This window comes from Arcanobacterium pluranimalium, assembly GCF_016907845.1.
Classification (GTDB): domain Bacteria; phylum Actinomycetota; class Actinomycetes; order Actinomycetales; family Actinomycetaceae; genus Arcanobacterium_A; species Arcanobacterium_A pluranimalium.
This window is the reverse complement of sequence record NZ_JAFBCS010000001.1, coordinates 388,790-414,548: the sequence shown is the minus strand read 5'-3', so window position 1 is coordinate 414,548 and position 25,759 is coordinate 388,790. Positions and strand designations below refer to the sequence as shown.

General features: G+C 50.5%; 26 protein-coding genes and 3 tRNA genes. 9 read left to right on the top strand and 20 right to left on the bottom strand.

Translation table 11 applies throughout. The features are described from left to right. Nucleotides 1–72 precede the first annotated feature (72 nt). The 4 genes from JOD55_RS01710 (at nucleotide 73) to JOD55_RS01695 (ending at nucleotide 2,893) form a co-directional block, all read left to right on the top strand. Complete coding sequence (locus JOD55_RS01710; protein WP_204398085.1) at nucleotides 73–1,611, top strand: alpha/beta fold hydrolase; 1,539 nt, start codon at nucleotides 73–75, stop codon at nucleotides 1,609–1,611. A gap of 304 nt (nucleotides 1,612–1,915) precedes the next feature. Next, a tRNA-Thr gene (locus tag JOD55_RS01705) sits at nucleotides 1,916–1,988 on the top strand. 498 nt (nucleotides 1,989–2,486) lie between these two features. Continuing rightward, nucleotides 2,487–2,675: a hypothetical protein gene (locus tag JOD55_RS01700; RefSeq protein ID WP_131282377.1), complete on the top strand. Its 189-nt coding sequence runs from the start codon at nucleotides 2,487–2,489 to the stop codon at nucleotides 2,673–2,675. Between the two features lie 32 nt (nucleotides 2,676–2,707). Continuing rightward, the gene (locus tag JOD55_RS01695; RefSeq protein ID WP_131282374.1) at nucleotides 2,708–2,893 is read left to right on the top strand and encodes an antitoxin VbhA family protein; all 186 of its coding nucleotides are present in this window, start codon (nucleotides 2,708–2,710) and stop codon (nucleotides 2,891–2,893) included. A gap of 672 nt (nucleotides 2,894–3,565) precedes the next feature. On the opposite strand, the gene JOD55_RS09020 is transcribed toward JOD55_RS01695, so the two are convergent. The 6 genes from JOD55_RS09020 to uriH all read right to left on the bottom strand — a co-directional run bounded on the left by JOD55_RS09020 (nucleotide 3,566) and on the right by uriH (nucleotide 6,118). Then, the gene (locus JOD55_RS09020) at nucleotides 3,566–3,904 is read right to left on the bottom strand and encodes a 2-oxo-4-hydroxy-4-carboxy-5-ureidoimidazoline decarboxylase (RefSeq protein WP_275587008.1); all 339 of its coding nucleotides are present in this window, start codon (nucleotides 3,902–3,904) and stop codon (nucleotides 3,566–3,568) included. Beyond that, the gene (locus JOD55_RS09210; protein WP_275587007.1) at nucleotides 3,799–4,374 is read right to left on the bottom strand and encodes a 2-oxo-4-hydroxy-4-carboxy-5-ureidoimidazoline decarboxylase; all 576 of its coding nucleotides are present in this window, start codon (nucleotides 4,372–4,374) and stop codon (nucleotides 3,799–3,801) included. Before JOD55_RS09210 ends, JOD55_RS09020 begins: the two co-directional genes overlap by 106 nt. A gap of 24 nt (nucleotides 4,375–4,398) precedes the next feature. After that, nucleotides 4,399–4,539, bottom strand: a complete 141-nt coding sequence (locus JOD55_RS09015) for a solute carrier family 23 protein (protein WP_338022173.1) — start codon at nucleotides 4,537–4,539, stop codon at nucleotides 4,399–4,401. Then, complete coding sequence (locus JOD55_RS09285; protein WP_338022172.1) at nucleotides 4,482–4,679, bottom strand: hypothetical protein; 198 nt, start codon at nucleotides 4,677–4,679, stop codon at nucleotides 4,482–4,484. Before JOD55_RS09285 ends, JOD55_RS09015 begins: the two co-directional genes overlap by 58 nt. Next, nucleotides 4,676–4,801, bottom strand: coding sequence for a hypothetical protein (locus tag JOD55_RS09205; protein WP_275587006.1), 126 nt, complete (start codon nucleotides 4,799–4,801; stop codon nucleotides 4,676–4,678). The genes JOD55_RS09285 and JOD55_RS09205 overlap by 4 nt, the downstream gene beginning before the upstream one ends. Before the next feature lie 306 nt (nucleotides 4,802–5,107). After that, entirely contained in the window at nucleotides 5,108–6,118 is a 1,011-nt protein-coding gene (uriH, locus tag JOD55_RS01685) for a uridine-preferring nucleoside hydrolase UriH (protein ID WP_204398083.1), read from the bottom strand. 94 nt (nucleotides 6,119–6,212) lie between these two features. Between uriH and JOD55_RS01680 the strand changes: the two genes are divergently transcribed. Continuing rightward, a tRNA-Ser gene (locus tag JOD55_RS01680) sits at nucleotides 6,213–6,301 on the top strand. Nucleotides 6,302–6,610: 309 nt separating this feature from the next. Here the strand turns inward: JOD55_RS01680 and JOD55_RS01675 are convergent. Together JOD55_RS01675 and JOD55_RS01670 are read right to left on the bottom strand one after the other, a co-directional pair. After that, complete coding sequence (locus tag JOD55_RS01675; protein ID WP_239538933.1) at nucleotides 6,611–7,234, bottom strand: Ltp family lipoprotein; 624 nt, start codon at nucleotides 7,232–7,234, stop codon at nucleotides 6,611–6,613. 107 nt (nucleotides 7,235–7,341) lie between these two features. Then, on the bottom strand, nucleotides 7,342–7,749 hold the full coding sequence (locus tag JOD55_RS01670; RefSeq protein ID WP_204398082.1) for a DUF1801 domain-containing protein: 408 nt from the start codon (nucleotides 7,747–7,749) through the stop codon (nucleotides 7,342–7,344). Nucleotides 7,750–8,167: 418 nt separating this feature from the next. Here JOD55_RS01670 and JOD55_RS01665 point away from each other — a divergent pair. Continuing rightward, nucleotides 8,168–8,240, top strand: a tRNA-Arg gene (locus JOD55_RS01665). A gap of 129 nt (nucleotides 8,241–8,369) precedes the next feature. Here JOD55_RS01665 and JOD55_RS01660 read toward each other — a convergent pair. Continuing rightward, complete coding sequence (locus JOD55_RS01660; protein WP_338022164.1) at nucleotides 8,370–9,536, bottom strand: IS1249 family transposase; 1,167 nt, start codon at nucleotides 9,534–9,536, stop codon at nucleotides 8,370–8,372. Nucleotides 9,537–9,884: 348 nt separating this feature from the next. Between JOD55_RS01660 and gdhA the strand changes: the two genes are divergently transcribed. Continuing rightward, complete coding sequence (gene gdhA, locus JOD55_RS01655) at nucleotides 9,885–11,222, top strand: NADP-specific glutamate dehydrogenase (protein WP_204398080.1); 1,338 nt, start codon at nucleotides 9,885–9,887, stop codon at nucleotides 11,220–11,222. Nucleotides 11,223–11,320: 98 nt separating this feature from the next. On the opposite strand, the gene JOD55_RS01650 is transcribed toward gdhA, so the two are convergent. The 5 genes from JOD55_RS01650 to JOD55_RS01630 all read right to left on the bottom strand — a co-directional run bounded on the left by JOD55_RS01650 (nucleotide 11,321) and on the right by JOD55_RS01630 (nucleotide 16,126). Beyond that, nucleotides 11,321–12,481, bottom strand: a complete 1,161-nt coding sequence (locus tag JOD55_RS01650) for an LL-diaminopimelate aminotransferase (protein WP_204398078.1) — start codon at nucleotides 12,479–12,481, stop codon at nucleotides 11,321–11,323. A gap of 9 nt (nucleotides 12,482–12,490) precedes the next feature. After that, entirely contained in the window at nucleotides 12,491–13,420 is a 930-nt protein-coding gene (gene dapF / locus JOD55_RS01645) for a diaminopimelate epimerase (protein ID WP_204398076.1), read from the bottom strand. Nucleotides 13,421–13,510: 90 nt separating this feature from the next. Further along, nucleotides 13,511–14,659 carry a methyltransferase domain-containing protein gene (locus JOD55_RS01640; RefSeq protein ID WP_204398074.1) on the bottom strand — a complete coding sequence of 383 codons (1,149 nt, stop codon included), beginning with the start codon at nucleotides 14,657–14,659 and terminating at the stop codon, nucleotides 13,511–13,513. A 13-nt stretch (nucleotides 14,660–14,672) separates the two neighbouring features. Next, nucleotides 14,673–15,317 carry an HAD-IA family hydrolase gene (locus JOD55_RS01635; RefSeq protein WP_204398073.1) on the bottom strand — a complete coding sequence of 215 codons (645 nt, stop codon included), beginning with the start codon at nucleotides 15,315–15,317 and terminating at the stop codon, nucleotides 14,673–14,675. 125 nt (nucleotides 15,318–15,442) lie between these two features. Continuing rightward, entirely contained in the window at nucleotides 15,443–16,126 is a 684-nt protein-coding gene (locus tag JOD55_RS01630; protein ID WP_204398072.1) for a TetR/AcrR family transcriptional regulator, read from the bottom strand. Between the two features lie 261 nt (nucleotides 16,127–16,387). Here JOD55_RS01630 and JOD55_RS01625 point away from each other — a divergent pair, with 261 nt between their 5' ends. Next, entirely contained in the window at nucleotides 16,388–17,716 is a 1,329-nt protein-coding gene (locus JOD55_RS01625; RefSeq protein ID WP_204398071.1) for a DUF1444 domain-containing protein, read from the top strand. Here the strand turns inward: JOD55_RS01625 and JOD55_RS01620 are convergent. From JOD55_RS01620 to JOD55_RS01600, 5 genes are all read right to left on the bottom strand, one after another. Next, entirely contained in the window at nucleotides 17,713–18,972 is a 1,260-nt protein-coding gene (locus JOD55_RS01620) for a dicarboxylate/amino acid:cation symporter (protein ID WP_204398070.1), read from the bottom strand. The genes JOD55_RS01625 and JOD55_RS01620 overlap by 4 nt on opposite strands. A 193-nt stretch (nucleotides 18,973–19,165) precedes the next feature. After that, complete coding sequence (tgt, locus tag JOD55_RS01615; protein ID WP_204398069.1) at nucleotides 19,166–20,395, bottom strand: tRNA guanosine(34) transglycosylase Tgt; 1,230 nt, start codon at nucleotides 20,393–20,395, stop codon at nucleotides 19,166–19,168. Nucleotides 20,396–20,430: 35 nt separating this feature from the next. Next, nucleotides 20,431–21,045 carry a queuosine precursor transporter gene (locus JOD55_RS01610; RefSeq protein WP_204399670.1) on the bottom strand — a complete coding sequence of 205 codons (615 nt, stop codon included), beginning with the start codon at nucleotides 21,043–21,045 and terminating at the stop codon, nucleotides 20,431–20,433. 106 nt (nucleotides 21,046–21,151) lie between these two features. Then, nucleotides 21,152–21,298 carry a hypothetical protein gene (locus tag JOD55_RS01605; protein WP_204398068.1) on the bottom strand — a complete coding sequence of 49 codons (147 nt, stop codon included), beginning with the start codon at nucleotides 21,296–21,298 and terminating at the stop codon, nucleotides 21,152–21,154. Between the two features lie 231 nt (nucleotides 21,299–21,529). Then, a complete protein-coding gene (locus tag JOD55_RS01600) occupies nucleotides 21,530–22,363 on the bottom strand; it encodes a DUF4261 domain-containing protein (RefSeq protein WP_204398066.1) in 834 nt (277 codons plus the stop codon). A gap of 73 nt (nucleotides 22,364–22,436) precedes the next feature. Between JOD55_RS01600 and JOD55_RS01595 the strand changes: the two genes are divergently transcribed. Next, nucleotides 22,437–23,336, top strand: a complete 900-nt coding sequence (locus tag JOD55_RS01595) for a DUF4862 family protein (protein WP_204398064.1) — start codon at nucleotides 22,437–22,439, stop codon at nucleotides 23,334–23,336. Between the two features lie 98 nt (nucleotides 23,337–23,434). Here JOD55_RS01595 and JOD55_RS01590 read toward each other — a convergent pair whose 3' ends face one another. Next, nucleotides 23,435–25,216 (bottom strand): BCCT family transporter, encoded by a 1,782-nt coding sequence (locus JOD55_RS01590; RefSeq protein WP_204398062.1) that lies wholly within the window; start codon nucleotides 25,214–25,216, stop codon nucleotides 23,435–23,437. Nucleotides 25,217–25,759: the final 543 nt, after the last annotated feature.

Genomic DNA, 25,759 nt, shown 5'->3' with positions numbered 1-25,759 from the left:
AAAGTGCGAAAGTTTTCCACAATTTTGATTTCTTTGCTGCGGTCATTGGCATAAATAGCATACGGTAGTTATGTGAATAAGAAACGTGTAACTGCCGCATTATTAGCACTCGGGCTTGGCCTTTCGGCATGTAGCTCGGGTAATTCTGACGATTCTAAGAAAGCGTCCGCCGACGCCGTCGCCCCGATTGAAGCAAAAATGCCTGCGATCCCCGCTGGTTTAGAAGATTTCTACAACCAAAAGGTCTCGTGGAATAACTGCGAAACTGGGTTCGAATGCACTACCTTTAAGGTGCCTTTGAACTACGAAGATCCTGGAGCGAAAACGATCACCATCGCTGCTAAAAAGCGTAAAGCAGAGGGTAAAGCTATCGGCTCTCTCTTTGTGAATCCGGGCGGTCCGGGCGGTGGCGGCCAAGAAATGGCCGAATCGGCACCTCAATATTTTTCTGAGGACATCTTGAAGAATTTTGATGTGATTGGTTTTGATCCGCGTGGCGTTGGAGAATCCACTCCGGTCGATTGCCTTGACGACGCACAGCTAGGGGCGCAGCTAGAGGCATCCTTTGATAAGACCCCAGAGGGGCAAGCCCAGTACAAGCAGGCAATGAGTAATGTTGCTGCTGCATGTGGGCAGAAATCTGGAGATTTGCTCAAATTCGTGGGTACCGAGAGCGCAGCGCGTGATATCGATGTGATGAGACACGTATTGGGCGATCCGAAACTCTACTACGTGGGTTATTCCTACGGCACGTCTCTCGGTGGGATGTATGCGGATTTGTTCCCGAATAACGTAGGGCGACTCGTACTTGACGGAGCAGTGTCAAGTAATGCCACGAATTTCGACCAGACAGCAGCTCAAGTAAAAGGTTTCGACGACGCTCTCACGGCTTATCTTAAGAACTGCTTAGCAGGCGAAAAGTGTCCGTTTAAAGGTTCGGTTGATGAGGCTCGCAAGCAAATTACAGATCTGCTCGCGGCTTCACTCAAAACTCCGATTTCTACCAAGAATCCAGAGCGACCACTCACACAAGCTGCATTTATGCTTGGCCTGATTACGCCGCTCTACGATGATTCAGCGTGGCCGATGCTCTCCCAAGCATTCGATCAACTGTTAACCAAGAATGATGGCACCCTGTTCCAGATTTTCTTTGATTCCTACAGCGGGCGCAAAGGTGATAAGTTCACCAATAACTCTGTTGAGTCTAACTGGGCAATTAACTGTGCAGACCAGCCTGCGATGGGTAACGAAGCTGAGTGGCAGGAAGATGCGAAGAAGATAGCTCAGATGGCGCCTGTTTTTGGCCCAACATATGGCTATGACGAGTACATGTGTGCTGCGTGGCCTTTCCAGCCAAAAGAGAAGCATAAGGCTTATAAGGCTGAGGGATCAGCACCTATTGTGGTGGTTGGTACCAAGGGCGATCCTGCTACGCCGTACCAGTGGGCCGTAGATTTTTCGAAAGCGCTCGACAACAGCGTATTGGTGACTTATGAGGGTGAGGGGCATACTGCATATGGCCGCTCAACAACCTGTGTGAGTGAACCAATCGACAAATACCTTCTCAATGGCACAGTGCCAAAAGATGGGCTTTCTTGCCCTGCTAAGTAAGATCATGTGACTTATATAGGGCTTGGTTGGGGCGCTTCGCGGCTGAACGCGAAGCGCCCCAACCAAGTCGAAACAAGCCGAACCGAGCCAAACCAAGCTAAGCAAGCCAAACTAAGCCGAACCAAGCTAATTACCAGCTCAAAAGCACACACGAATAGCTTTTCAGCAAGCGTCATCGCTGTTCTTCACTTGTTTTATCAGAGAGACTAAGCTGCTCCTCAAATGTGATATCTCTATCCTAGGAGCAGCTGCATTTGAAATTGGTCGAAGAAATTAGGTAAATTTAGGACGCTGCCTACAGCACGCCACCTTAGCTCAGTCGGCAGAGCGATTCACTCGTAATGAATAGGTCGTGGGTTCGATTCCCACAGGTGGCTCTGAAACCGAAGCCTGCGTCGTCTGGATCTCCTGTTGAGACTCTTCCATTGTTTGATACAGGTGAGTAGAAATGGTTCGTCAGTTGTCATATGCAACATATCCCCAGACTTCACCTGTTGATGGGTCTTGGTTGAAGACGATGAACCCCGTTGTTTCCACGATTCCCAATAATACAAATTTCAATACGTGGGCAAATGATTCATCGGTGTCGAACTTGGGATCATCGAGAAATATGTGGAACTCTTCTTCATTGATTAAGTTCCATGTTTGGATGAACTCATCAAAGTTGGTAAGCAGGTTTCACCTAAGAAGAGCTTTCTCGTAGCGAAACGTGAAATAATCTAGGCGCTTAAGCACTTACGTTAAATCTGCGATCATACCACTTGCGACCCATCCGGAACCCACGGAATAAAGACACTGGAAATGCTGTATTCTAACGCAAAAGTCTTGGTCATAATGGGTGCTGTGTAGACTTAAAACAAATTTGAGGAGGACATATGGACACTCACAAACGCACCCCAGAGAAGCTCGTAGCTGAAGTGGTGAGCGCTGAACGTCTTGCCTCATGTTGTCATCCGTCACCCCGTGTTCGCTCACAATTGCTGAAGCTCGCAAAGTACGAGATCACTATCGATCAATACATTAAGAGCGTGAAAGAACATATTTGTGGCAAGATTTATGCCTAATAACGAAGTTTTTGAAGCAAGGGGGCATACATATGGATGTAAGGACGAGAGAGCAGCGTTATAACAGCGCTGCTGAAGGTATTTTCTCGATAGAACTCGAAGGATATCAATTCACTGACGAAGAACTGAACATCATCTCACGATACGTTGAGGGTGAAATCGATATAGACGAGGTACAGCAACTGTTCTTCGGAGAAAAACGTGCCGTCCTTCGTTGACCCATCTCTGTATCCTGGTACAGATATTCTCATCAACAACTTCAACATTCATAATGCTAAGATCTAGCACAAGCTGAACGTCGCTATACGTGGGTGCAACGTGAACTGCTAGAGTCGCATCCTGTAAAACAAACTTTCGATATGGATCATTTACGTGCTTTGCATCGACGTTTGTTTGGTGAGGTCTACCCATGGGCGGGCGAACACAACGAGCTTTTATCGACGATATTGCACGAGTCTCACATCGCTCAATATCGTGGCGAAACGTTTCTACACATGACTATATGCTCGCTTCAATACGATCATTTAATGACGCTAACGGTACAGCGTTTGAACCGCTATTCAAGTACATGCTCCAACCGCCCATCGATGGACTATCCCACCTAGACAACCGCATATATGACGTTTCACCAATGCATACTGAAGAAGCACTCGATCACTCACCCAGTAGAGTGATCGAAAGGATCGCGCGGAAAATCAACGATAAAACCTGAATCGAATCTGGACGTCCGCAAACACTAGAAGATGTTCACGAGCAGATCGTTTATCGTCTCACCAACCACACCAATGATAGCGAAATACCTTTCGACCAAAACCGAAAAGCGATTACGCTAAACCTCGCTAGATCATTCTTCTACTCGTGCAATACCCATTCTGGTATTTAAGCTACAATCAGTGCGTAGCCTGCCATTCGCGACAAATCGGATTAGCATCACGGATCAGAATATCGAGACGATCATTCACAATCTCCACAACTTCCAAAAGCGCCACAATCCGCTCATGTTCTACAGAATTAGACAACCTGCGCACACCATTATCAATAATGCTCGCCACAGTGTCTTCACGCTCCAAACGCGCCACATATGGCACGCCAAATTTTGCTAGATAACGCTCCGACACATCCCTCAACTGCGCCAAATCAGTCTCTGTAGCAGAGGCGAGCGCAAACGAACCGGTATCTTTCGAAATGCGAGCGGCCTCGGCGTCGTCGGCAGAAACAAGCTGGTACATGCCGGGTAGTCTGCGATTAAACGCTGCTGATCTGCACTTTCGGCTCGGAGCACAGCCGCCTGAATAGCGTTGCGCAGATCGTTCACATCAGCAAAAGGTCGTTGCTGCCAAGCCTGGCGCAACGGCCACAACTCATTGTTGAAAAGCACGCGGAACGCTTCCACAAACGCAGCTTCGTCCATATTGTTCACCTCGTCGAGACTCACTGCTCTACCATCGTGGCGTCCGTCTTCGCGGGTGACGGCGGTCTGTTCCGTATCGTTCTTGCCAACGTGGAAGAAGAGCAAGTTGAGCAAGATCGCGGTGATCGCGCCGATCGACATGCCCGAAGAGAAGAACACTTGCGCCCAATCTGGGAACACCTGTGCCATCGTAGGGCGGAACGTCACAAGCATAGCCAGGCCCAACGCCGTCGTGACGATCACGGCATTGCGGTTATCGCGCATATTCGCTTTGGAAATCGTCTGCATGCCCACCCATGCGACGTTCGCAAACTAGGCGAGTGATGCGCCACCGAGCACAGGCGACGATATCGAGTTCACCACCGCTCCTGCCTTGGGAATCAGGCCAATCACGATCATGAGCGCGCCTGAACCAGCAGCAACCCACCGCGAGCGAATCCCGGTAATACGCACGAGTCCAACATTTTGCGCCCAATGCCAACCGACTGGATTAACGTAGCAAGACCGCAGGTGAAGAGGTCTGCATTGATGAGGTGAATAGTGGTTGCCGCATCGAGCTTCAGCGACGAAGCGATGAGCAACGGGACGATCACTGCACCGGATAGAACGCGAGTACGTGTTGAATTGAGAGCAGAGCGAGCTTAGGAGCTGCGGGAACTGCGTTAATTGGGTCGGCGACGGTGGGAGATTGCTCCGGGGAATTATTTTTGATCACCTGCAAAATGGTAGATCGGCACACGGTTTAGGCTGTTCTTTGAGCAATAAATGAGACGTTTTTGTTCAAGATGTGGAAATATTGACGGATTGCGATCGGCGCCGCACGTGAGCAGCATAATCACAATCCGTCAATAGGTTTTACCACACGTAGGTTTTACTGCAGGTAGGTTTTACCGTCGGGAAGTGTTACCGCCTGGAAGTCTTAACGTCGATAAGTTTCACGGTCGGTAGTTTTACAAATCCTGGCATGAATTTTACCGTCGGGGAGTTTCGCGCATCCCGTTAGGAAATATCATGCCTCCTGCTAGGAAATATCGCGAATCGCTCCAACAACCAAATCCCAAAATGCGTCAAAGTCCAGCTCAAGCGCAACTTTAGTATGGCAGCTTTCCGGTGCTGGCTCACGGAAATCTACCACCGTTCTACCTGCAGTCATGCTGCCGTGAAGCTCAATTTGCACCGGAGCCTGAACCGTTTTCACAATTCGCGGATCGATACAATAAGCCACCGCGCACGGATCATGTACAGGCGGTTCATCCATTCCAAACGTACCTTGATGCGACTGCTTGAAGAAAGTGAAAAGATCGAGCACAAACTGACTCGTTTGCGAGCCAATAGCTGCGATTTTATCGAGCACTGCGTCGTTCACTACCGCCTGATGCGTCAGATCCAAGCCAACCATCACAACTGGCCACTTTTCGTTAAACACAACATGAGCAGCTTCAGGATCAGCCCAAATATTAAATTCAGCAGCAGCCGACCAGTTGCCAGTCCCGGCACTGCCGCCCATCAGCACAACTTCACGCACTCGCTCAACGATCCGTGGTTCCTTTCGGGCAGCCATCGCAATATTAGTCAGCGGCCCGGTAGGCACCAAGGTGACCTCACCGGCGTCGTGACCCATGATCGTATCGATAATTAAATCCACGCCATGACGCGAATCGAGTTCAATCGGTTCTGGCAGCACGACACCGTCAAGACCTGTCTCTCCGTGAATACTCGGCGCATTCTCAGGTTCACGAACTAGTGGACGCGAGCAACCCGCAGCAAACGGCACACCCTCAATTCCATAGACCTTGGCAAGCGATGCCGCATTACGGGTTACTTTTTCAAGAGTCTGATTTCCTCCTACCGTAGTAACCGCAAGCAGCTCAATCATCGGCGAACCGTGGGCGAGGAGCAGCGCGATTGCGTCGTCATGCCCCGGATCGCAGTCAAGAATTATTTTTCGAGGCGACGACGCCGCAGCCACACTTGCGTCGGCCTGCGCTACGATGCGTGGGTCACGAGTAAAATCTCTATATTGATTCGTCATACATATACCGTATCATCGTGGTTTACCTCTCGTTGAAACGAAATTTCTAAATTGGTGAGTGTGGCACCTATCCGCTATCATTGCTATTTGTAATGGAGACGTGGCTGAGTGGCCGAAAGCGCTCCCCTGCTAAGGGAGTAGTCGCCGAAAAGCGGCTCGCGGGTTCAAATCCCGCCGTCTCCGCAAGTGCCCCGCCAAATCGTTGATTTGGCGGGGTTTTCTTTTGTTTTAGTGGGGCACTTTTGAGGCTTAGTCCACTTTTTGATTTGGCGGAGCGCTTTTTGACGCTTAGCCCCCCCTTTTTTTTCTTAGAAGTCCCAATTCCAGAGACGCATTCTGGTCTTTAAGACCTCTTTAAGCCTTGAATCCCACCGCGCCTTTAACCCGAGGCTTCTCGAGCAAAACCCTAGACTTCTCGAGCATATGGCGCACCTCTGGTTTACTGTGCACTATAAGCACAGCTAGCATCTCTAAGATTCGGATGCGGGAAATTTATTTATTGAGGTTATCGATGGCAAATTGCGCTTCCTGCGCAGTGAATTTTTCGCCATATTGCGACGTCAATTGGTCGTAAATAGCTTTCGGTGACATCGCCATATGCTTTTGATAATTCTGGGCAGCCTTCAGCGCTTGCTGATTCCAGTCAACTTTCACATTTTCAATAGCGTATTGCGCCGCTTCAGGAGTGAATTTTTCGCCATATTGCGAAGTTAACTGATCAAACAGCCCTTGCTTTGACATCGGCATAAATTCAACATAATGCTGAGCTGTGCGCAGAGCATTCCTATGCTCTGCGGGAACTTCCGGTTTTGCTGGTTGTTGTGCCGGCTGAGCGGGTTGTGCTGGTTGGGTGGGTTGTGCCGGCTGTGCAGGTTGTGCTTGGGCTGTATTCTGTTTCTGTTGTGCCGACGCCACACTTTCTTTTTTAGTAGATTCGTTGTCAGCTTTGTTCTGCTTGTCTTTTTCCACCTGTGATTGGGATACCGTTTTATCTGATCGACTCGCGGTTTTCCCTGATTCTTTGCCAAAAGAACCAATTACCCCTAAGACGAGGATCGCGATAACAATTCCGAGCATGATTTTCTTAACCGTGGAGAGATTTTTGATCTTTTCCATGCGTGGTTTTCCTTTTCTTGTAAAGAAACTGTCTTACAAGAAAAGACTAATTTGAGGTTCCTGCCAAAAATCGTTGCCGCCGATATTTTTATTCGCAACGCAGGAAATTACTCCTCAGAAATCGAGCAATCTTCCCAAGCGTAGGTAATCAAATCTTCGAGCACATCCCGGTCTAATTCGCTCAAAGAATCAAAAGCAATAGAAGCTCGCCCTTTGCGAACGTCGCCCATTTGCGCAATCAAATCTTCATAATGATGCGAGTACCTGCGCAAATACAAGAATATTTTTCCACTACGAGGTGCGAATCCAACCTCGAGTCCGTCACACATGCAGTGTGGGTTCTCTTTCCGATCGAGGCGACCAAAACCCACGATTGACGGGCCCCACATCACCGGACTTTGCCCAGTAATACGCATCATGATCTGCGCAAGTTCACAACAATCTCGACGCACTTGAAGATCTGGAATGGAGTGCAGAAAAGTTTGAGGATCCAAAGGCAGTGCAAAGTTAGCCACCACTACACACTCCTTTCACTGCTCTCAAATTCAATTCCCCACAAGTGTATTCATCATTATCGCCACCATATCCAGCAGCTCAAATTCTCATGCAGTCAATTGAACTTATCTGTACTTAATCGTTGCACATCCGATATGTAATAGTCGCGCCGAAAGAATTTCTCTTATTAATTGCAGTGCATACAAAAAAGAGCTGCAAAATCCTATCAACACTTAAATGCACACACTTTGCCCTCCACTCCTTCTCCATATCTCTCCGCAAAGTTTCGTATTCAGCACGGCGCACTTCAGCCCGATATGCTTCGGTACGGTGTTTCAGCACAGCACGATTCAGTACAGTGTGCGCACCACCACGTTGATCAAATTGGTGTTTGCCTGTTGATTCGATGTAGACTAAACGTCGTTCCCAAATGAACATGCGCCGATAGCTCAATGGATAGAGCACCTGACTACGGATCAGGAGGTTGGGGGTTCGAGTCCCTTTCGGCGCGCTCCGGCTCGATGGTTGACTTTAAGCCCTGTCGAGCCGATTTTTTATGCTCAAATTGCTTTGAAAACATGGGGTTAAGTGCCAAAATGCGGGTTAAGCGCCAAAATGCGTTGCTTTTGACGGCGTGTTGTTAGCGTCCGGCCCAGCTTTTTCGGATGTGGAGGCTGTCTTCCCATGGTTGTTCGTGGTTGATGGTGGTGTCGATTTCGACGGGTCCGGGTTGTTCTTCTTGGACTGGTTGCTTTGGGGGTTGCGTGATGTTGTCGATGAAGCTTTCTAAGGGTTTGGGGTCGATACTGTTGGTGTATAGCCAGTAATTGATTGCGGTGAGCATGTGTTCTTCTGACCAGCCTCGGTGAGCGTGAAGGAAAGCTTTCAGGGGCGAGTTGATCCCACCTTCAAGCTTATTAGTCGTCGAGGCAAGGACAGTGGTTGTGTCTAGGTCGTCTCTGAGGTAGGTAAACAAGACCTGGTCTTTGACGTATCGGTCGAGAGATTTTATGATGCGTCTGGTCTGGTAGTGTGTGTACCACCATTTCTTATTATTTCTTGCGAAAGTGGGAATATCACTGATGGACACATCGGTGCGGTATGTTTTCTCTTCCAACCAGTCATCGTAGAGCTGGTGGAACGCTGCTAACGCTTTGACCCAAGTGATAGCGTGCTCTGCTGTGTTTATGCGGGTCAGGTCGCGTCCGAGTTGGTGTAGAGCCTTGTGTTGATCGGTTTTCGGGTTGATGGTTGTCACGCGTCGAATATTGCGTTGGATATGGACAAGGCAGCGTTGAATACGTGCTTCTGGCCAGCATTGTCTAATCGCCCCTAGTGCTCCTTTATCCCCATCAGTGACTACCACGATTGGAGCGGGGATACGTGAAAGTAGAGCCGTATAGGAGGCTTTGTTTTCACGTTGGCATACCTGATAAGTGATCACGCCCTTAGTGGTGGATGCGATCAAGATGCACCAACCATAGGGAATATAGGTCCCGTCAATAAAGACCTGGTCATATACCTCGCCTGTCACCTGCCATGCGGGTCTGGTGTGCCAGCACCAGGCATGCGTACGGTCCCAGGTGCGTAACGAGGATCCTTGGACGCGCCTGGGCGCGGTGTCCGTGACATAGGCAAGGAACTGGCGAAACTGACGCTGACGTTGTTGACGGTAATCGCGCGATGTTGAACTGTAGCGACAATCAGGGCAATACCAGCGTTGAGTACCGGACTTGTTCTTCCCGTTTTTCTTCATCATGCTTTGACATAAAGGACACCGTCGGGCTCGAATACTACGTTTTCTCACCCAAAGTACATAACCCAAGCCATGTCAAGGAACCTACCGTATAGAGCTCCTATACCTCAATAACACCGACTTTCCATTACCATGCCAGTGAAAAGTCGGATCTTAAGCAACGCTTTTTGGCGCTTAGCCCGAAAACATGCCTATAGTCAGATCGTGTTGGTTTTTTGGTGTGGATTTTGCATGATCTCGATATATGTGGAGATGTTGCAAAAATCGCCCCAAAAAGTGAGGGTTAAAGGAGCAAAGGCCGGACATTTCACCCATTGGATAACAATACTCCCTACCCCTAAATTCCTTTATCCTTTCACTAGGCACAACTATGCTGAGCAGGACAATTAAGGAGTACACATGGACGCATTGCTGGAAAAAATCTACCAAGAGTCACTTCGCCGCAACGGCTCTCAACCAGAATTCCAACAAGCAGTTTCCGAAGTCATAACCAGCATTGAACCGCTGCTCACATCAAAACCCGAGTATGGCGATGCCGCGATCCTCGAGCGCATCATCGAACCAGAACGTCAGATCATGTTCCGAGTGGCCTGGCAAGACGACGCCGGAAAAGTGCACGTCAATCGCGGTTACCGCATCGAATTCAACTCCGCACTTGGCTCTTATAAAGGCGGTTTGCGTTTCCACCCAACGGTAAATCTCTCCGTAATCAAATTTCTCGGGTTTGAACAGATTTTCAAGAATGCTCTAACCGGCCAGCAGATTGGCGGCGCCAAGGGCGGGTCTGATTTTGATCCGCACGGAAAATCGGACGGCGAAATTATGCGTTTTTGCCAGGCCTTTATGACCGAGCTTTATCGCCACATCGGCCCACATACCGATGTGCCCGCAGGTGACATCGGCGTCGGCAGTCGCGAAATTGGTTACCTTTACGGCCAATACAAACGGATCACAAACCGTTTCGACGCCGGAGTGCTCACCGGCAAAGGCGCAAACTGGGGAGGTTCACTCGCCCGCACCGAAGCGACCGGCTACGGAACGGTACTTTTCGCCCAGAACATGCTCAACACCCAAAATAAGACTTTCGACGGCAAAACGGTGGCCATTTCTGGCTCCGGCAACGTGGCAATTTACGCAGCTCAGAAAGCGCAAAGTCTCGGAGCTAAGGTCGTGACCGTCTCCGATTCAAGCGGAAGCATCTACGATCCGGAAGGGATCGACGTCGCCCTCTTACAGCAGGTTAAAGAGGTCGAGCGAGCTCGTATCAGCGAATACGCGAGACGACGTCGGAGCGCTGAGTATCGCGAGGGCGTCAAACCGTGGGGTGTTCCGGCGCAGATTGCATTGCCATGCGCGACGCAAAATGAAGTGGAACTCGACGATTTCTCACAGATGCTCGACGGCGGTGTGGAGCTTATCGCCGAGGGTGCAAATATGCCACTCACTCATGATGCGATAGCGGCAGCAAAAGACTCCCATGTGCTCTATGCGCCTGGTAAAGCCGCAAACGCCGGAGGCGTCGCCACCTCAGCTCTTGAAATGCAACAAAATGCCGGAATGGCTCAATGGCCGTTTGAGGTCGTTGAAGAAAAACTTGAAGCAATCATGGCCGATATTCACAACACGTGTTTGGAAGCTGCTGAAGAAGTTGGCAAACCTGGCGACTACCAAGTTGGTGCAAATATTGCCGGCTTCAAGAAAGTTGCCCAGGCCATGCTCGATCAAGGAATTATGTGAGCGTGAGCGCAGATCAAACAAGCTCATAGAACAAGCACATAGTCTGTACTAATGCCTAAACTAGGGGGCGATTCTCGCTGAGAATCGCCCCCTAAAAACTAAGCCATTGCGCTGCGTATTCGCTCTACTGCTTCAAGGAGCCGATCATCAGGAGTAGTTAGAGAAATCCGGATATACCCCTCACCGTCCGGGCCATATCCGCTGCCCGGCGTCACGATCACATGCGCCTTCTCCAGCAACTTCGTGGCGAAGGATTCCGACGTCTCCCCTTGCGGCACCCGTGCCCACACGTAAATCGTCGCTTTCGGCGCTTCTACCTGCATACCTATCGCCCGCAAAGCCTCCACAACAAGATCGCGGCGGCGCTGGTAGATGGCATTCATCTGCGCTACAAACTCGTCAGATTCGAGCAATGCCACGCATCCAGCCTCTTGAATCGCGGTGAACTGCCCCGAATCAAGATTATTCTTCACCGTACCCAAGGCTTTCACGGCCTGCTCATTGCCACATGCGAAAGCAATGCGCCAACCAGTCATGTTGTACGGCTTCGACAAGCTGAAAAATTCGATACACACGTCTTTCGCTCCTGGCCGCTCCAAGATCGACGGCGCAATGTAACCGTCAAAGGAGAGGTCAGCATAGGCGTTATCGTGAGCTAATAAAATGTCATGCTCTTTACAGAACGCGATCGCTTTATCAAAATACTCCACCGGCGCAATAGCCCCCGTGGGATTATTGGGGTATCCCAAGAACATGATTTTCGCCTTGGCAAGCACCTCAGCAGGCACGTTATCGAAATCTGCCAAGAAGCCATTCTCTGCCTTCATCGGCATGAAGTAAGTGTTGGCATTTTGAAGCGTGGCACCAATCGAATACACCGGATAGCCGATCGAGGGCGCAAGCACGTACTCGTCTGGGTTGACGAATGCCGTGTGCAGGTGCGCGATTCCTTCTTTCGAGCCTATCAGCGCGAGCACTTCGGTTTTCGGATCCACGTCCACGCCGAAACGTTTTTTCATATACGTAGAAGCTGCCGTGCGGAACTCAATCGACCCAGCATAATCAGGGTACTGATGGTTTTGCGGCTTTTGAATCGCCTGAGCCATCGCATCAATCACATGCTGCGGCGTCGGAAGATCTGGATCGCCGATCCCCAAGGAAATAACGTCAATTCCCTGTGCCCGCAAAGCATCACGCTTTCGGTCAATTTCTGCAAACAGGTAGGGTTTAATCTGGTTCAGGCATTGAGCGGTCTGCACAACTTCTCCTTAAATTGTTCCTCTGAAAGACTCTGTGGCCGGCCCGGTCATATTCACCGCGCCGTCTATTTTCCATTCAATTTCTAACGTTCCACCTGGTAGAACCACGTCCACGCGACGTCCGGTGCGTCCGGTCAAATATCCGGCGACGCCGGTGGCGCAAGCTCCCGTGCCGCACGCGAGAGTCTCCCCAACTCCGCGTTCAAAGACGCGTGTGTGGAGTGCGCCGTCGTGCACACTAACGAATTCGATATTGGACTTCTCCGGGAAAATCGGATGCGCCTCAAGAAAAGCACCGATCTTATCAATATCCATCGTGGTCAAATTCTTGCCCGATTCATGGTTGCCACTATCAAAGAGCGTATCGGGCAGATCGTCGAAAGAGTCAATAAACCAGATGGCGTGTGGATTTCCCATGGATATACAGGTGAAAGTCACATCTCCCCACGGGGTTTGTACCTGAAGATTTCGCACAAATTCGACGCCGGTTTCCGAATTTTTCGCTAAGCTCTCGCGTGGCGCACGAACAGGTATTTGCGCAGGTTCAAAGATTGGCTGCCCCATATTCACCGTGGCTGTGGTCAATTTTCCGGATTCGGCCGTGAAACTCAGGGGCCGTGGCCCAGCGAGAGTATCAACGGTCAAGTTCTCGCAGGTAGCATCCACATAACCCTGATCTACAAGGAATTTCGCTGTGCAGCGCACACCGTTACCGCACATCTGGGCGAGTGAACCATCAGCGTTAATATAGTGCATATAACCAGCTGATCCAGTGTTTTTGGGCGGCTGCACCACGATCACGCCGTCTGCTCCCACGCCAAAATGCCGATCACACAGAAAACGAACCTGCTCAGCACTGAGATCGACCGCGCTTTTCATGCCGTCGATGACCACGAAATCATTTCCAAGTCCATGTAGTTTTATGAAGTCAATAGCCATCACAGTTCCTTTGAGTCCACTATGTATTAGTGCAATTCTTGCAGGAATTTCGTCAATAATCTTGCTGTGCCCAGTTCGTGGACTCACCGCTCATCTCTTGAGTAGCGCAATAGTTTCGCTGTGATCAGTGTGCGGGAACATGTCGAGCATCTGCGCTTGCTCCACCGAATAACTCGGCATTTTTTCAAGATCAGCAGCTAGACTACGCGCATTGCACGAAGAATAGATCACGGTAGGCACCTCAGATTGTTCTAACCACTGCGCTAATTCTGCACCGATTCCCCGTCGGGGTGGGTTCACAACGACCACCTGCGGCGTCGTCGTCTGTTCGCGCACCCAAGCTGTGGCGTCACCGGCAACGAATGAAACGACGTCGGGAAAATACTTTGCGGCCTGCTCGTTACCTGCGGCAACGGCGTCGGGAGAAACTTCCACACCTACCACATTTTTCACCCCAGCTTGGGCGAGTGCCAGCGCAAAACCTCCCACACCGCAGTAAAGATCCCAGGCGCTCTCTGCTCCTTGTGCCCAGTGAGCAGCACGTGCGTAGAGAGCTTCTGCCATTTCAGTGTTGGTTTGGAAAAAGGACTGCGGACGCAACTCCAGGTGCAGTCGCTGCACGCCAGCACTCATTTCCTGCGCAGGATCGGAGACGACGATCGGCATGGGAAGCGAACGCTGCTCACTGATGAGGATTTCTTCTTCCCCTTCGATGATCGCTTTGCGTTCGGGCTGCACATTAAGGGTACAGACGGCGAGCATTGGCACAAGCTCGCACAGACGCTCGTATTTCTTGAACAAAATCCCCTGCACACCTCGCCGCCGTGCCACGAATCGCACCATGAGCTGGCCAGTTGTTGACTCAGTAACAATCACGTACTTCAGCACGCCGCGATCGGTTGCCGGATTATAAGGCTGGATTGCACACTCGCGAATGAACTCAGCGAGCTGCGCAGTAGCGATCCTGATCCCTGTGGTCGGCAGCGGGCAATCGCGCAAATCCACATCAGTAATTCCGAGCTGTGGCCTGTCAATAGTTCCGCTGACCACGAGCTTTACTTTGTTTCGAAACGATTCTGGTTTAGAGGCGAGGCTTGGGAGCCAGGTCTTCGCATCAATCAGCGCACGCACGCCTTCAAATTTTGTAGCGAGCTGTTCGTCATAAGGCATATCTAGACGGGCGCACGAACGGCACAGATCCTTAGCGAAGTATTCACAATCAATGATTGGCTCAGCCATGAGTCACCTATCTTCACACTTTCATAAATTCAGCAACTGCGCTCTGAGCACCGCTAATATCTGTGAAATGGTGAGTGTTTAAACCGATTCTCCGGGCAGCATCGATATTTACTTTGGTGTCGTCAAGGAAAAGCACGCGCTCAGGTGTGGTTTCAAGAACTTTCACCGCGTAGGTAAATATTTTCTCTTGCGGCTTGGCAATTCCCAAACCACAGGAGAAAAATGCCGGGTCAAATTCGCGCAACCACGGTTTTTCTTCCCGAATTTTTGCCAGCAGAGCTGCGGGAATATTAGATAGGAGTGCGATTCGTAGATTGTGCTCACCCGTTTTCACTCCCTCTTTCAGGGCGTAGAGCCACTGAACCATAGCGTCGTCGTGAAAACTCCACGATTGGCAGTCAGCCTCAAAAATTGCTTCCCAGCTCGGAAAATCCACTCCTAGGCGTTCGCCGATGGCAGCCACGTACTGTGCAAAGTTCATCCGACCAGCGTCGAGTGGATCGCGTTGATCGCGGTATGCTTGCCAAAATTTTGCTGGTTCTACCGCCAATTGCTCGAGTTGAGCTGCGCGTTCAATGGCCTGTTTATCGGCCTCGCTCTGGGTGCGCATGAAGAGGCCATACAGGTCAAAGAGTAAAGTTTTCTGAGGAAGGGTCATAGGAGAAATTCTACGGATATCACTGTACGAGTGCGAACGAGACGTTAGAATGCGCCAAGGAAGACGCCGGGATCACATCTTGCGTCCAGCGCGGCGCTTGCATCGTGGCGGGGTGCCAGTATCGCTTATGACGTGGCGCTAGCGTCCTCATCTGGCACGGCATTTGGGTTGGTGCTCGCATCCGTATTTGATACGGCGGTAAATAATCCTGAAATGCCTGCTAAAACAGAACGTTTAACTTTTTCAAAGGACTCTCCTGCGTCCAGAGATTTCATTCCCACATCAATTAAGGCTCGGTTGATTCGCGAATGGAGAGACGCGGTCTGCGGATCAACTTTCGTCCACAATAAAGTGACCCGCCGCGCAAATTCGATGTGGAAATCCGCCACACTATCCGAGTGATATTCAGAGTGTTTTTCTGGGATATCCTGCTCATTCGCCGGGCGAGCTGAGCGAGCTGATTTCATTACCGAGATGAGCCACGAGTGCCCGGTGCTCTGTGCGAGCTCCAAGCTAACGACGGCGAGTGCGAGGATTTGCTGCTGGGGAGCGGCGTTGCGATCAATAGCGTTATCCACTGCTTTTTGCCACTGCGGCAAGTAGCGTTCGAGCACTAAAATGCGCAAGTCATCAACTGAAGAGACGTAACGATAAATTGAGTTTCGGGCAATTCCTGCTGCTTTAGCCACGGCTCCAGCAGTGAGTTCCTCCGGTCCACGCTTGCGCAAGATTTCTTCAGCCGCATCCACGAGCTTGTCGAACATAATTCGATGATGCTCTTTGACCGTGGGTGCAGAAATTGAGGGCATGTGCCTGTTCTCTCCTCTCAATCTCGCGATTTTGTGAACGCAATATAGCTCTTTTTATTCTACTTGAGATTTACCTAGAGAAATAACCGCTGGGTCAATCTCATACCTAACTCATACTTGATATTTCACGCGCAGCACATCATATTCAATAAATCATAAATTTGACCGTGGTACTACATGTTTTTGAAAAGATATTTTCACACATAAATTCTGCACATAAACCGACTCCCCATTCTTCGAAAAACCTGCAAAAATAAGATCATGGATTTTATGACGTGGGCTCTCCAAACAGCTATTGCACACCCAGAACTCAAGGACGCACTCGTCACCTCGGATGACGCTTCGCTCGATATCCTTTTGCCGGACGGCCGCGCTTTTCGTTTTCGCCCTGGTGCGTTGCTCAACGAGAACGCTCCAGAAGATCACCGCACCGAAATCCTCAACAAACTCATCTCTATCGGTATTGCGCAGGCCGAACACCCTACAGCGGAGAAAGACTTAGAGGCAGATTTAGCATCACAGCCACCGTCTGCACCAATCCAAAATTCAGAAATTCGCGATCTTGGTCTTGATCCTGCCCACGGCACTGAACTGCCCGATTTCACTACTGGAGACATTGACGCACCTATCGTGCCTATTGTGCGCGCCGCTGATTATTATTTACGCTCTCACCAAGAAGCGGATTCGATGGTGTACCTACCACTCACAGACTTTATTGCCGCAGGTATCGCCTACGATTTACCGCAAACTATCCAACCGGTTTACTACTCACAAATTGAAGACGACGCGCGCGAAGTTGGTGAAATTCTCGCCGAGTCAGTGTTCACTTTGCGTCGCATGACTGGATCGGTGCAGCACACCGTCGAAATCGGCATGCTTGATATCATGGGCGCTCGGGTTCTCACATTCTTGCAGCCAGCAAATTACGAACTCTCGTGGTTTTGCGATCTTGACATGATGCAGCAGGTAGCCGAGCAGGTTTCTGCTCAGTTTTCCGATGATATTCCTTTGTTTGTGCCAGCTTCGCGCACAAAATTATTCGTGGTGTTTTCTGAAGACCCTCATTTGGCGGATTTTTTCAAAGTTCTTCTTGCTCAACGCGATTCCAACGAAGCCGTCTATCCGCTCCCCCATACTGTAGCTGCCGACGGTTGGCGCGAGTGGGTGCCATTTCCTGGGTCAGAATTAGCCGAAGTGCTTGGCACACTACGGAACCAATTCCGCGAATCTATCTATGCGGCACAAGTAAAAGAGATGAGCACGTGGGGAGAGTTTGGCGCGCTGAAAGACTTTTCTTCTCGCCGTCTGCGCAATAACGAGCGCGTTTCCACCACTGAATGGTCTGACATCGACCGCTATGGTTCTATTCCTAACACTGATTACATCATTTTCAAGCGGGCACCCTCGCCGCACCCGTGGGAAACGGATCAGGGTGTAAATCTGCCGATCAGGGCGCATATCGCCCGCGAGGTATGGCCCGAGGGCTTTGAACGAGACGAAAACGCCTGGCCGCCACGCTGGTTCGTCAAAGGTTTCCCCTCAGCCGAACAGCTCGATAAATTGCGCGAATCTGCCGACCGTGAATTCTAAGCACGCCCAGCAGTGATTTCCTCTGCTGCGTCAAGTGCGCTCTCTTTTTCAGCGCCCAGCGTTCCAGTTGCGAGCTTATCGACGATAATCGCAATTGCGCCGTCTCCCGTCACATTCGTAGCCGTGCCGAAAGAATCAACAGCAACATACATCGCAACCATAATGGCATACATCGGATCAGTGAAAGCAAGCATACCTTGCAATACACCCTGAGCTGCTGTAATAGCACCTCCAGGCACGCCTGGTGCCGCCACCATAATCACGCCGAGCATCAAGATGAATCCCGCCATACTTGATGGATTGGGCGTCATGCCCATCATGTACTGCAAAGCCAGCGCAAACGCAGTGATTTTAATGGTGGACCCAGCCAAATGAATCGTGGCGCACAGTGGAATGACGAAGTCGGAAATTTCGTGGCTCACCCCATTTGCGCGGGTGCATCGCACCGTTACGGGAATAGTTGCAGCCGACGACGCCGTACCCAACGCCGTGAAGTAAGCGTCACGCATGCCCCACAAGGCTTTGAGCGGATTGCGTTTCGCAACAGCTCCAGCCACCGCGTACTGGAGTAGCATTATCACCACTGTGAGCACAAAAGCGAAAACGATAACTTTCGCCATAGCCACGATGACGTGCACGAATTGCCCTGATTTCGACATATTTAAGAAGATTCCAAAAATATGTAAAGGTAGCAGTGGAACGATGGCTTTCAAAATAAGGCGCATCATCAAGCTGCGGAATTCCACAAAAATCTCCATCATGCGATGAGCGCGAGTTGAGACCATGCCAATACCTAAAATAAAGGCGAGGATGAGCGCCGTCATCACACCAAAAACCGGAGGTAGTGTGAATGATGGATCCATTAGCGATTCGACGGCGTTCTTTGGCTCGGCGAGGTCTGGCACTGCTTGATTAGCGAGCAGGCTTGGGAAAATAAGCGCAGCGAGTCCCCACGTGCCAAATCCTGCGACCATCGTTGAACCATAGGCGATGCCTACCGTGACCAGCAGCCATTTCCCGCCTGATTTTCCCAGCTCGAAAATTGCTGGAGTCACGAGTCCTACGATGATCAGTGGAACAACGAAAGCGAGGAACTTTCCGAATAAATCGTTGAATGTTGCGAAAGGAACGATTGACCATGCAGGCAAAAATTGGCCGAGCAATGCGCCAACAACGATGGCTAAGACGACCCAAAAGAGCAGGGTCCTTATCATTCGCTTGAAAATGCTTGGTTCCGGTGAGGCAGCTGCATTCATAGGAGAACTCCTAATATCTATGTGTGGTGATGCATGAATACATACCTACCGTATGAGAGGAGTGACCAAACTGGTGGGGGCGTCCATTTTATGGACGCCCCCACCAGCAAAAGTAACCACCGCCACAACCAAGTATTAGGTGATAAGCATATCCTTTGGCCAGATATTTACTTGACTGTATAAATATCCACCACTAGGGCTTTGAGTAGAACCGACCAAGCGTCTGCTCCTTGAAATCCTCGTAATAGCCTTCGTTAATAGACTTGCGAATATCATCAACGAGCTTCACCGTGAAATATTCATTATGAATTGTGGCCAAAGTAGAAGAAATCATTTCTTTCGCCTTAAACGTATGGTGTAGATATGCTTTTGAATAATGAGTACACGTATAGCACTCACATCCCTCCACGACTGGCGAAAAATCACGCTTGAACTGCGCACGAGTGATATTAAAACGTCCATCAGGTGAGTAAATCGCCGCATTTCGAGCCACTCGCGAGGGATTCACGCAATCGAACGTATCCGCACCGTTTTCAATCGCACGGAAGAAATCATCTGGTTCAGAAATACCCAAAAGGTGGCGGGCACGATCCTCTGGCAGCTCCTCGCACACCCAACCGACAATCGTGCCGAGATTTTCTTTCTCCAAGGCGCCACCAATACCAAAACCATCAAAACGCTGCCCATCGACATCCATCGAACCAAGATCGCGCGCAGCTTTTCGGCGCAAATCCTCGTACTGTGCGCCTTGAATTACTCCAAAGAGCTGCTGATAAGGTTTTCCTTCTCGCTCCTGAGTGAGCTGCTTGTGGGCACGCAAACAGCGTTGTGCCCACAAACGCGTGCGCTCCAACGACTCTTCCTGGTAGTCACGCGAGTTCAACAAAGTCGTAAGCTCATCAAATGCAAAAATAATATCTGCACCCAATTCATGCTGAATACGCATCGAAATCTCGGGCGTAAATCGGTGCTTCGTGCCGTTCAGATGCGAACGAAACCATACGCCGTCGTCGTCCACATTAGCCAAACGCTCACGATTACCCGCCACAGCGTCGTCGGCAACCGTCTTACCTGAAAACTCCTGCGAAAGCACTTTCTTGAAACCAGAACCCAAGCTCATCACCTGGAAACCGCCCGAATCCGTATAGGTAGGCCCGCCCCAATTCATGAAAGCTGCGAGGCCACCCGCCTCATCGAGCACGTCAGATCCTGGCTGCAGATACAGATGATAGGCATTAGCGAGCACAGCTTGCGCACCCACCGCCTTTATCAAATCCGGCAAAACAGCCTTCACAGTAGCTTTCGTACCAACCGGAATAAATGCAGGAGTTTGGATGTCTCCATGCGGAGTGTGAATGACGCCGGTGCGGCCAAACGCTTTACCTGCGGAAGTCTCTAGACGCTGCTGAATCTCGAAGGTCATAAATCAATCTTTTCTTGTAAACGTGGCAGAAAATCTCAGTGGTACGTGACCTCGTGGCGCTTCACCCAACCAACCACCGTGTAAGTGACCGGTAGAAGCACCACTTCAACCCCAACCTTATAAATATAGCCAACGAACATCAGGTTCAAAATAACACCCCAGTTCATCACGTCAATCCAGGCAATCACGCAGAAAATCGCGGTATCGGCGAACTCACCCACCACCGTCGAACCAATCAGACGGAACCACAGATTATTTTCGCCCCAGCGCTCTTTAATCCTCACCAACACCCACGAGTTCAGCAACTGTCCAACCAAATAACCAGCCAAAGAAGCAATAACGAAGCGCGGCACCACGCCGAGCACCGTTTGGAAAGCCTGCTGATCTTGATAATCGGCAGCAGGTGGTGCCAAAATAATCAGCCAAAACACCACAGACGCCACAATCGAGAGCACAAAACCCATCACAATCGCGCGGCGCGCCAACCGGAAACCATAAACTTCCGAAAGCACATCGCCAATCACGTATGTGAGCGGGAACAGAATAGCACCGCCGTCGAAAATCAACGGTCCAGCTTCGATCAATTTAGTAGCGCCAATATTCGACAACAGCAAAAACGCAACAAAACAGACTGCAAAAATATCGAACATCGCGCGCTTTTTTACCACGCCATTACTTGCGTGTGAATCTGTATTTACCACAACAATCCCTCCGTGGAAGCTATGCCTAAGCAAGGTGAACAAAGACTTATCCACGTCACGAGCATGAACGAGCGGAACTCGGCAAGTAAGCAATCTGAGCGAGCTGAGCGAAATTATGGGAAAAGTCCACACGAATCTTCGCTTTAGCCAGCAAGCGCAGGCACGCGCCGCCACGCGGATATTCAACTGGTTCGCCTGGCACTGCCACCACCAAGGCGCAAAAGCACACTAACGCTACAACAAAGCTCCCGTGAGCACTCTCGCTACCAGGAACATCGCCGTCGTCTTGCGCTTTTGTGGAGCCAATCGCTCGAACTCCGAACGTAATCGTATCAAAACTTCAACAATATCTAACAAAAATTATTGATTTTGACTAGGGACGCACACATATTACGTGAATTAGCAGCGACGCTGCGCAACCTTAACTCTTATATCAGCTGTACATCACCCTGATAACCGGACTCTTATCAAAAGGAGAAAGATCTTGGGTGATTGCCAGCTTCTCCCCATCTGAGCTGCCCAAAGTCTGCCCAGGAAGCAAGTAAGTATCACCGGTAATGATGTAGTTAGCAATGCTGGCGAGCATCGAGTAGACGTCATCTTCCGCTTTCACCGACTCGCGAATCTCGAGGTCAAGGTGCCCAAAAAGCGGCAAACCCAACGTGCGCCCCACCGTCAAATCTGGCTTCACAGTACGAATATTAACCCACAACGGCAGCGGCGCCTCACCACGCGTGAGCTGCTCAGCCATCGTCACCACCATCTGCGGCGGCTGCACGATACCCAGCTCTGCGCGGAAAACTCCCACCGCGGCGTCTTCCCGCATCAAAGCATCCATCACCTGAGTGAGCAAAATATGCGCCGAGACCATACGTTTGCGGCGCTTGAGCTCAGGAGCCTCCAGAGAATTGGTGCGCTCACCTGCGAGAACTCCATGAGCGGCATCTTCTGCCGGAGCATACAGCGTAACCGGAACGTGGAACACATGCTGCGGAAGCGCCCCGCCGTCGAAATCCAATGGATAGTTCAACGGCGAGAGCATCACCTGAACCCCTTGGTCAGTGAAGTGCACGAGATCTCCTGGCACCAATTTTGGATTACTTGGATCAGCGTCAACATGCTGCCACTGCGGCTCAATCTCCATTGACCACAACTCTTTGAGCCGCGCCAGCGCAGCGTCGATGTCGATTGGCGCTGAAAAAAGCGCCACTGCAGATAGCACTTCTGGTGCCGGGGGGTGAATTGCTGATACTCCAAGATTCTCCATGAATGTAGCTTATCGCAGGTTACTGGGACTTTTCAGACAGGTTACCGAAAAATTTGGGTGTAGCCTTGGAAAAATGAACGTACCTTTTATTATCGGCGCTTACGCCTCTAAGCCGCAGGAACGCGCAGCGCAAGAAGATTTTTATCGGTTACTCAACGACGCCCCTTGGGTATCGGGTCTCGAAATCCCTTACATGGCAACCGGGTTACAGGACGATCCGCAATGGTTCGCCCAGCAGCTCGGCTCGTCGTTCACAACGAACGTCCTTACGCCCATTCCAGGCACGATGAGCTTTGTCAACGATTCGTCGTGGGGCATTTCTTCGATGGATGACGCCGGTAGAGCTGCGGCGCTTTCATTCCTCAAGAACGCTACAGATGCGATGAAAGACATCAACGATCGGCTTGGTCGGCAGTTCTTCACCCACCTTGCCCTACACACTGCGCCACGCGGTCGTGGTGATGTGCATAGCCTGATTCGATCCCTTGAAGAGCTGCTCGAATGGGATATAGACAGCGCAAAACTCACAATTGAGCATTGTGATTCTTTCTCCACTGATCGGGTGATTAGCAAGGGTTTCTTGGAATTGTGCGACGAAATCGCTGCAGCACGAAAGTTCGACGGTAAAGTCGGCGTTTCGATCAACTGGGGACGATCTGCGATTGAGGGTCAAGGAGCTGATCTTCCGCTTGAGCACGTCGATATGGCTGGACGAGCTGGGGTTTTGGAAGGTGTGATCTTCTCAGGCGCACACAATAGCGAAAATGCATGGGGGCCGGCTTGGGAAGATGCCCATGTTGGTTTGCAAGAATTCGTTCCACAGTCGCTGCTCACGCCGCAAATCGTGGCTGAAACAGCGCATAAGGCGATGGCAAGCAATGTGGCTTACCTCGGTGCGAAGATCACTATTCTTCCTGGTCCGAGCAATGAGGAGCGGTTGCATATGCTTGGGCGCATCTCAACATCAATCTGATGTATAGAGATTTTGGGGCGTTTTTGGCAACTAGTCGATATATATCGAGATGTTGCCAAAAACGCCCCAAAATTATTTAACGCAGGTCTTATTTATGCTTATTTATGTGAGCGTCCCTGCGTGCTTTTGCGAGACCGACGAGGTCGGGCATGGCGTTTGAGCTTTGCTAACTCTTCTTTCTCCCGGTGAATTCTGCGGGCAATAGCAAGATCCCTGCTAAATCGTTCCTGCTCACGTTGATCAAGATAGATAACGTCATTTCGCAAATCTTTGACGAGCGCAAACATCAGAGCAAACACAATAAAAAGGAATGGTGTAGCGGCAACAATAGTGACGCTCTGAATATTGTTCAATGCCGAGTCACCACCAGAGATAAGCAGAGTAAGACCAATAAGCGCCGTCACCAATCCCCATATTCCCGATAGCCACGGTGATGCGTTCACACGCCCACCTTGCGAAAGCGATCCCATCACGGTCGAAGCGGAATCAGCAGAGGTAATAAAGAACGTGCTGAGCAGCAACACTGCCACAATTCCGAAGAAAAAGCCTCCCGGGAGACTGTGCAGCAAATTGAAGAGCTGACCCTGTGCATTTCCATCACCATATATCGACTGACCTGTCTGCTCCATATAGATAGCACTGCCACCAAAAATTGCGAACCAAATCGTCGACAGCCCGGTTGGTACAAGCAATACACCCATGCAGAATTCACGAATCGTGCGTCCACGCGAAATGCGGGCAATAAACATTCCTACAAATGGCGACCATGAAATCCACCAAGCCCAGTAAAAGATAGTCCACGACGAAAGCCAGCCACCGGCGGTACCATCAGCGGCCGCAGCTGTTCTTCCAGCCATTTCGAAGAAGTTGGAAATATACGCTCCGATTGAGCCGGGAAGTAGATTGAGCTGCACAATCGTTGGACCGAGAATGAACACGAATATCGCGAGGATCGCAGCCAACACCATGTTGATGTTCGAAAGAATGCGAATACCAGCGCCAACGCCGGACATTGCCGAGAGAAGAAAAGCTAAGGTCAGCACGGCCACAATACTCACCACCAGCCCGGTACCAGCTTTTTCTACAAAGCCTGCTGCCTCTAATCCAGCTTTAATTTGCAGGGCACCTAGACCGAGCGAACATGCGGTACCGAAGACTGTTGCAAAAATAGCCAAAGCATCAATGGATTTTCCCAACACACCATCGGCGTTCTTCTCCCCGATGAGCGGAGTGAAAGCTGAGGAAATGAGCTGTTTACGGCCGAGGCGATACGTCGAATAGCCAATAGCTAAGCCAACAATCGCGTACATTGCCCACGGATGGAGCGTCCAATGGAACATAGCGGTGGCCATCGCCGTTCCTACCTCGTTCGGTTGGTGACCAGGCACGCCGTCGCGATAAAAAGCAAGCGGCTCGGACGCGCCGTAGAACATCAAGCCGATTCCCATGCCGGCGGCAAACATCATGGCTATCCACGATCCATTGGAGAATTCTGGCTGTTCATCGGCTGCGCCAAGACGAATCGTGCCAAATTTGCTTCCGGCGATTACCAAAACGAAGATGACGAATATGGTGGATGCGAGCACGAATGCCCACCCGAGATTTTCAAGCACCCAGCTAAATGCGCCCGATGCTACATTGCCGAAGCTCGTCGGGGCTCCGAGTCCCCAGGCTACGACCGCGAGCGCGAGGATGACGGCGGGAATCACTACTGACCATGTAATTCGCGCATCGTCGTTTTCAGAGGCAAGCTCGATTGGTTTTTCGGCAAGATCAGCTTCCCTAATTTCTCGTTCAACCGACATCAGCGCTTCCATTGCCGATGCTGATTCTTGAACTACCTTGGTATCTGTCTGTCTATCACTATCGATATTGTCCATAGTGCCATTCTTTTAAAAAGACGTTTCCTTAACAACTTCTTACTCAAAATTGAGGATTTATATCACAAATTTTGAGAGATAAGATGAAACATGGTAGGGCACAAGGCGTGAAACACCGCCCAGAATTGAGTGTTTTAGGGGTTCTTACATCGAAATACGACGAAAATTGGGGTGCTTTTGGCAACATCTCCACATATATCGAGATGTTGCCAAAAGCACCCCAAAACTCGGTGGGATCCAATAAGTCCAATAAGGCGCCCCACTCCTGAGCAAGCACTCGCCACGGAGCAAGCAAACACTCCACACAAGCCCCTGCCGCCACACAAACACCTATAAGCACACAAGCACACCGCCATCAAGGCAAAAGAAACTGGCTGGTGCAGAACACAGCAAAATTCTGCACCAGCCAGATAATAACGAAGGATTCTGCAGACCTCCCGCTCACCTCAGTTGGAAAGAGAATCTCCTTCGCCTGCGCTCACATCACTGCGGCGCAAAGCTTTCTATAGCACAACGCTATCATGAAAATTTCCCAAATGCCTA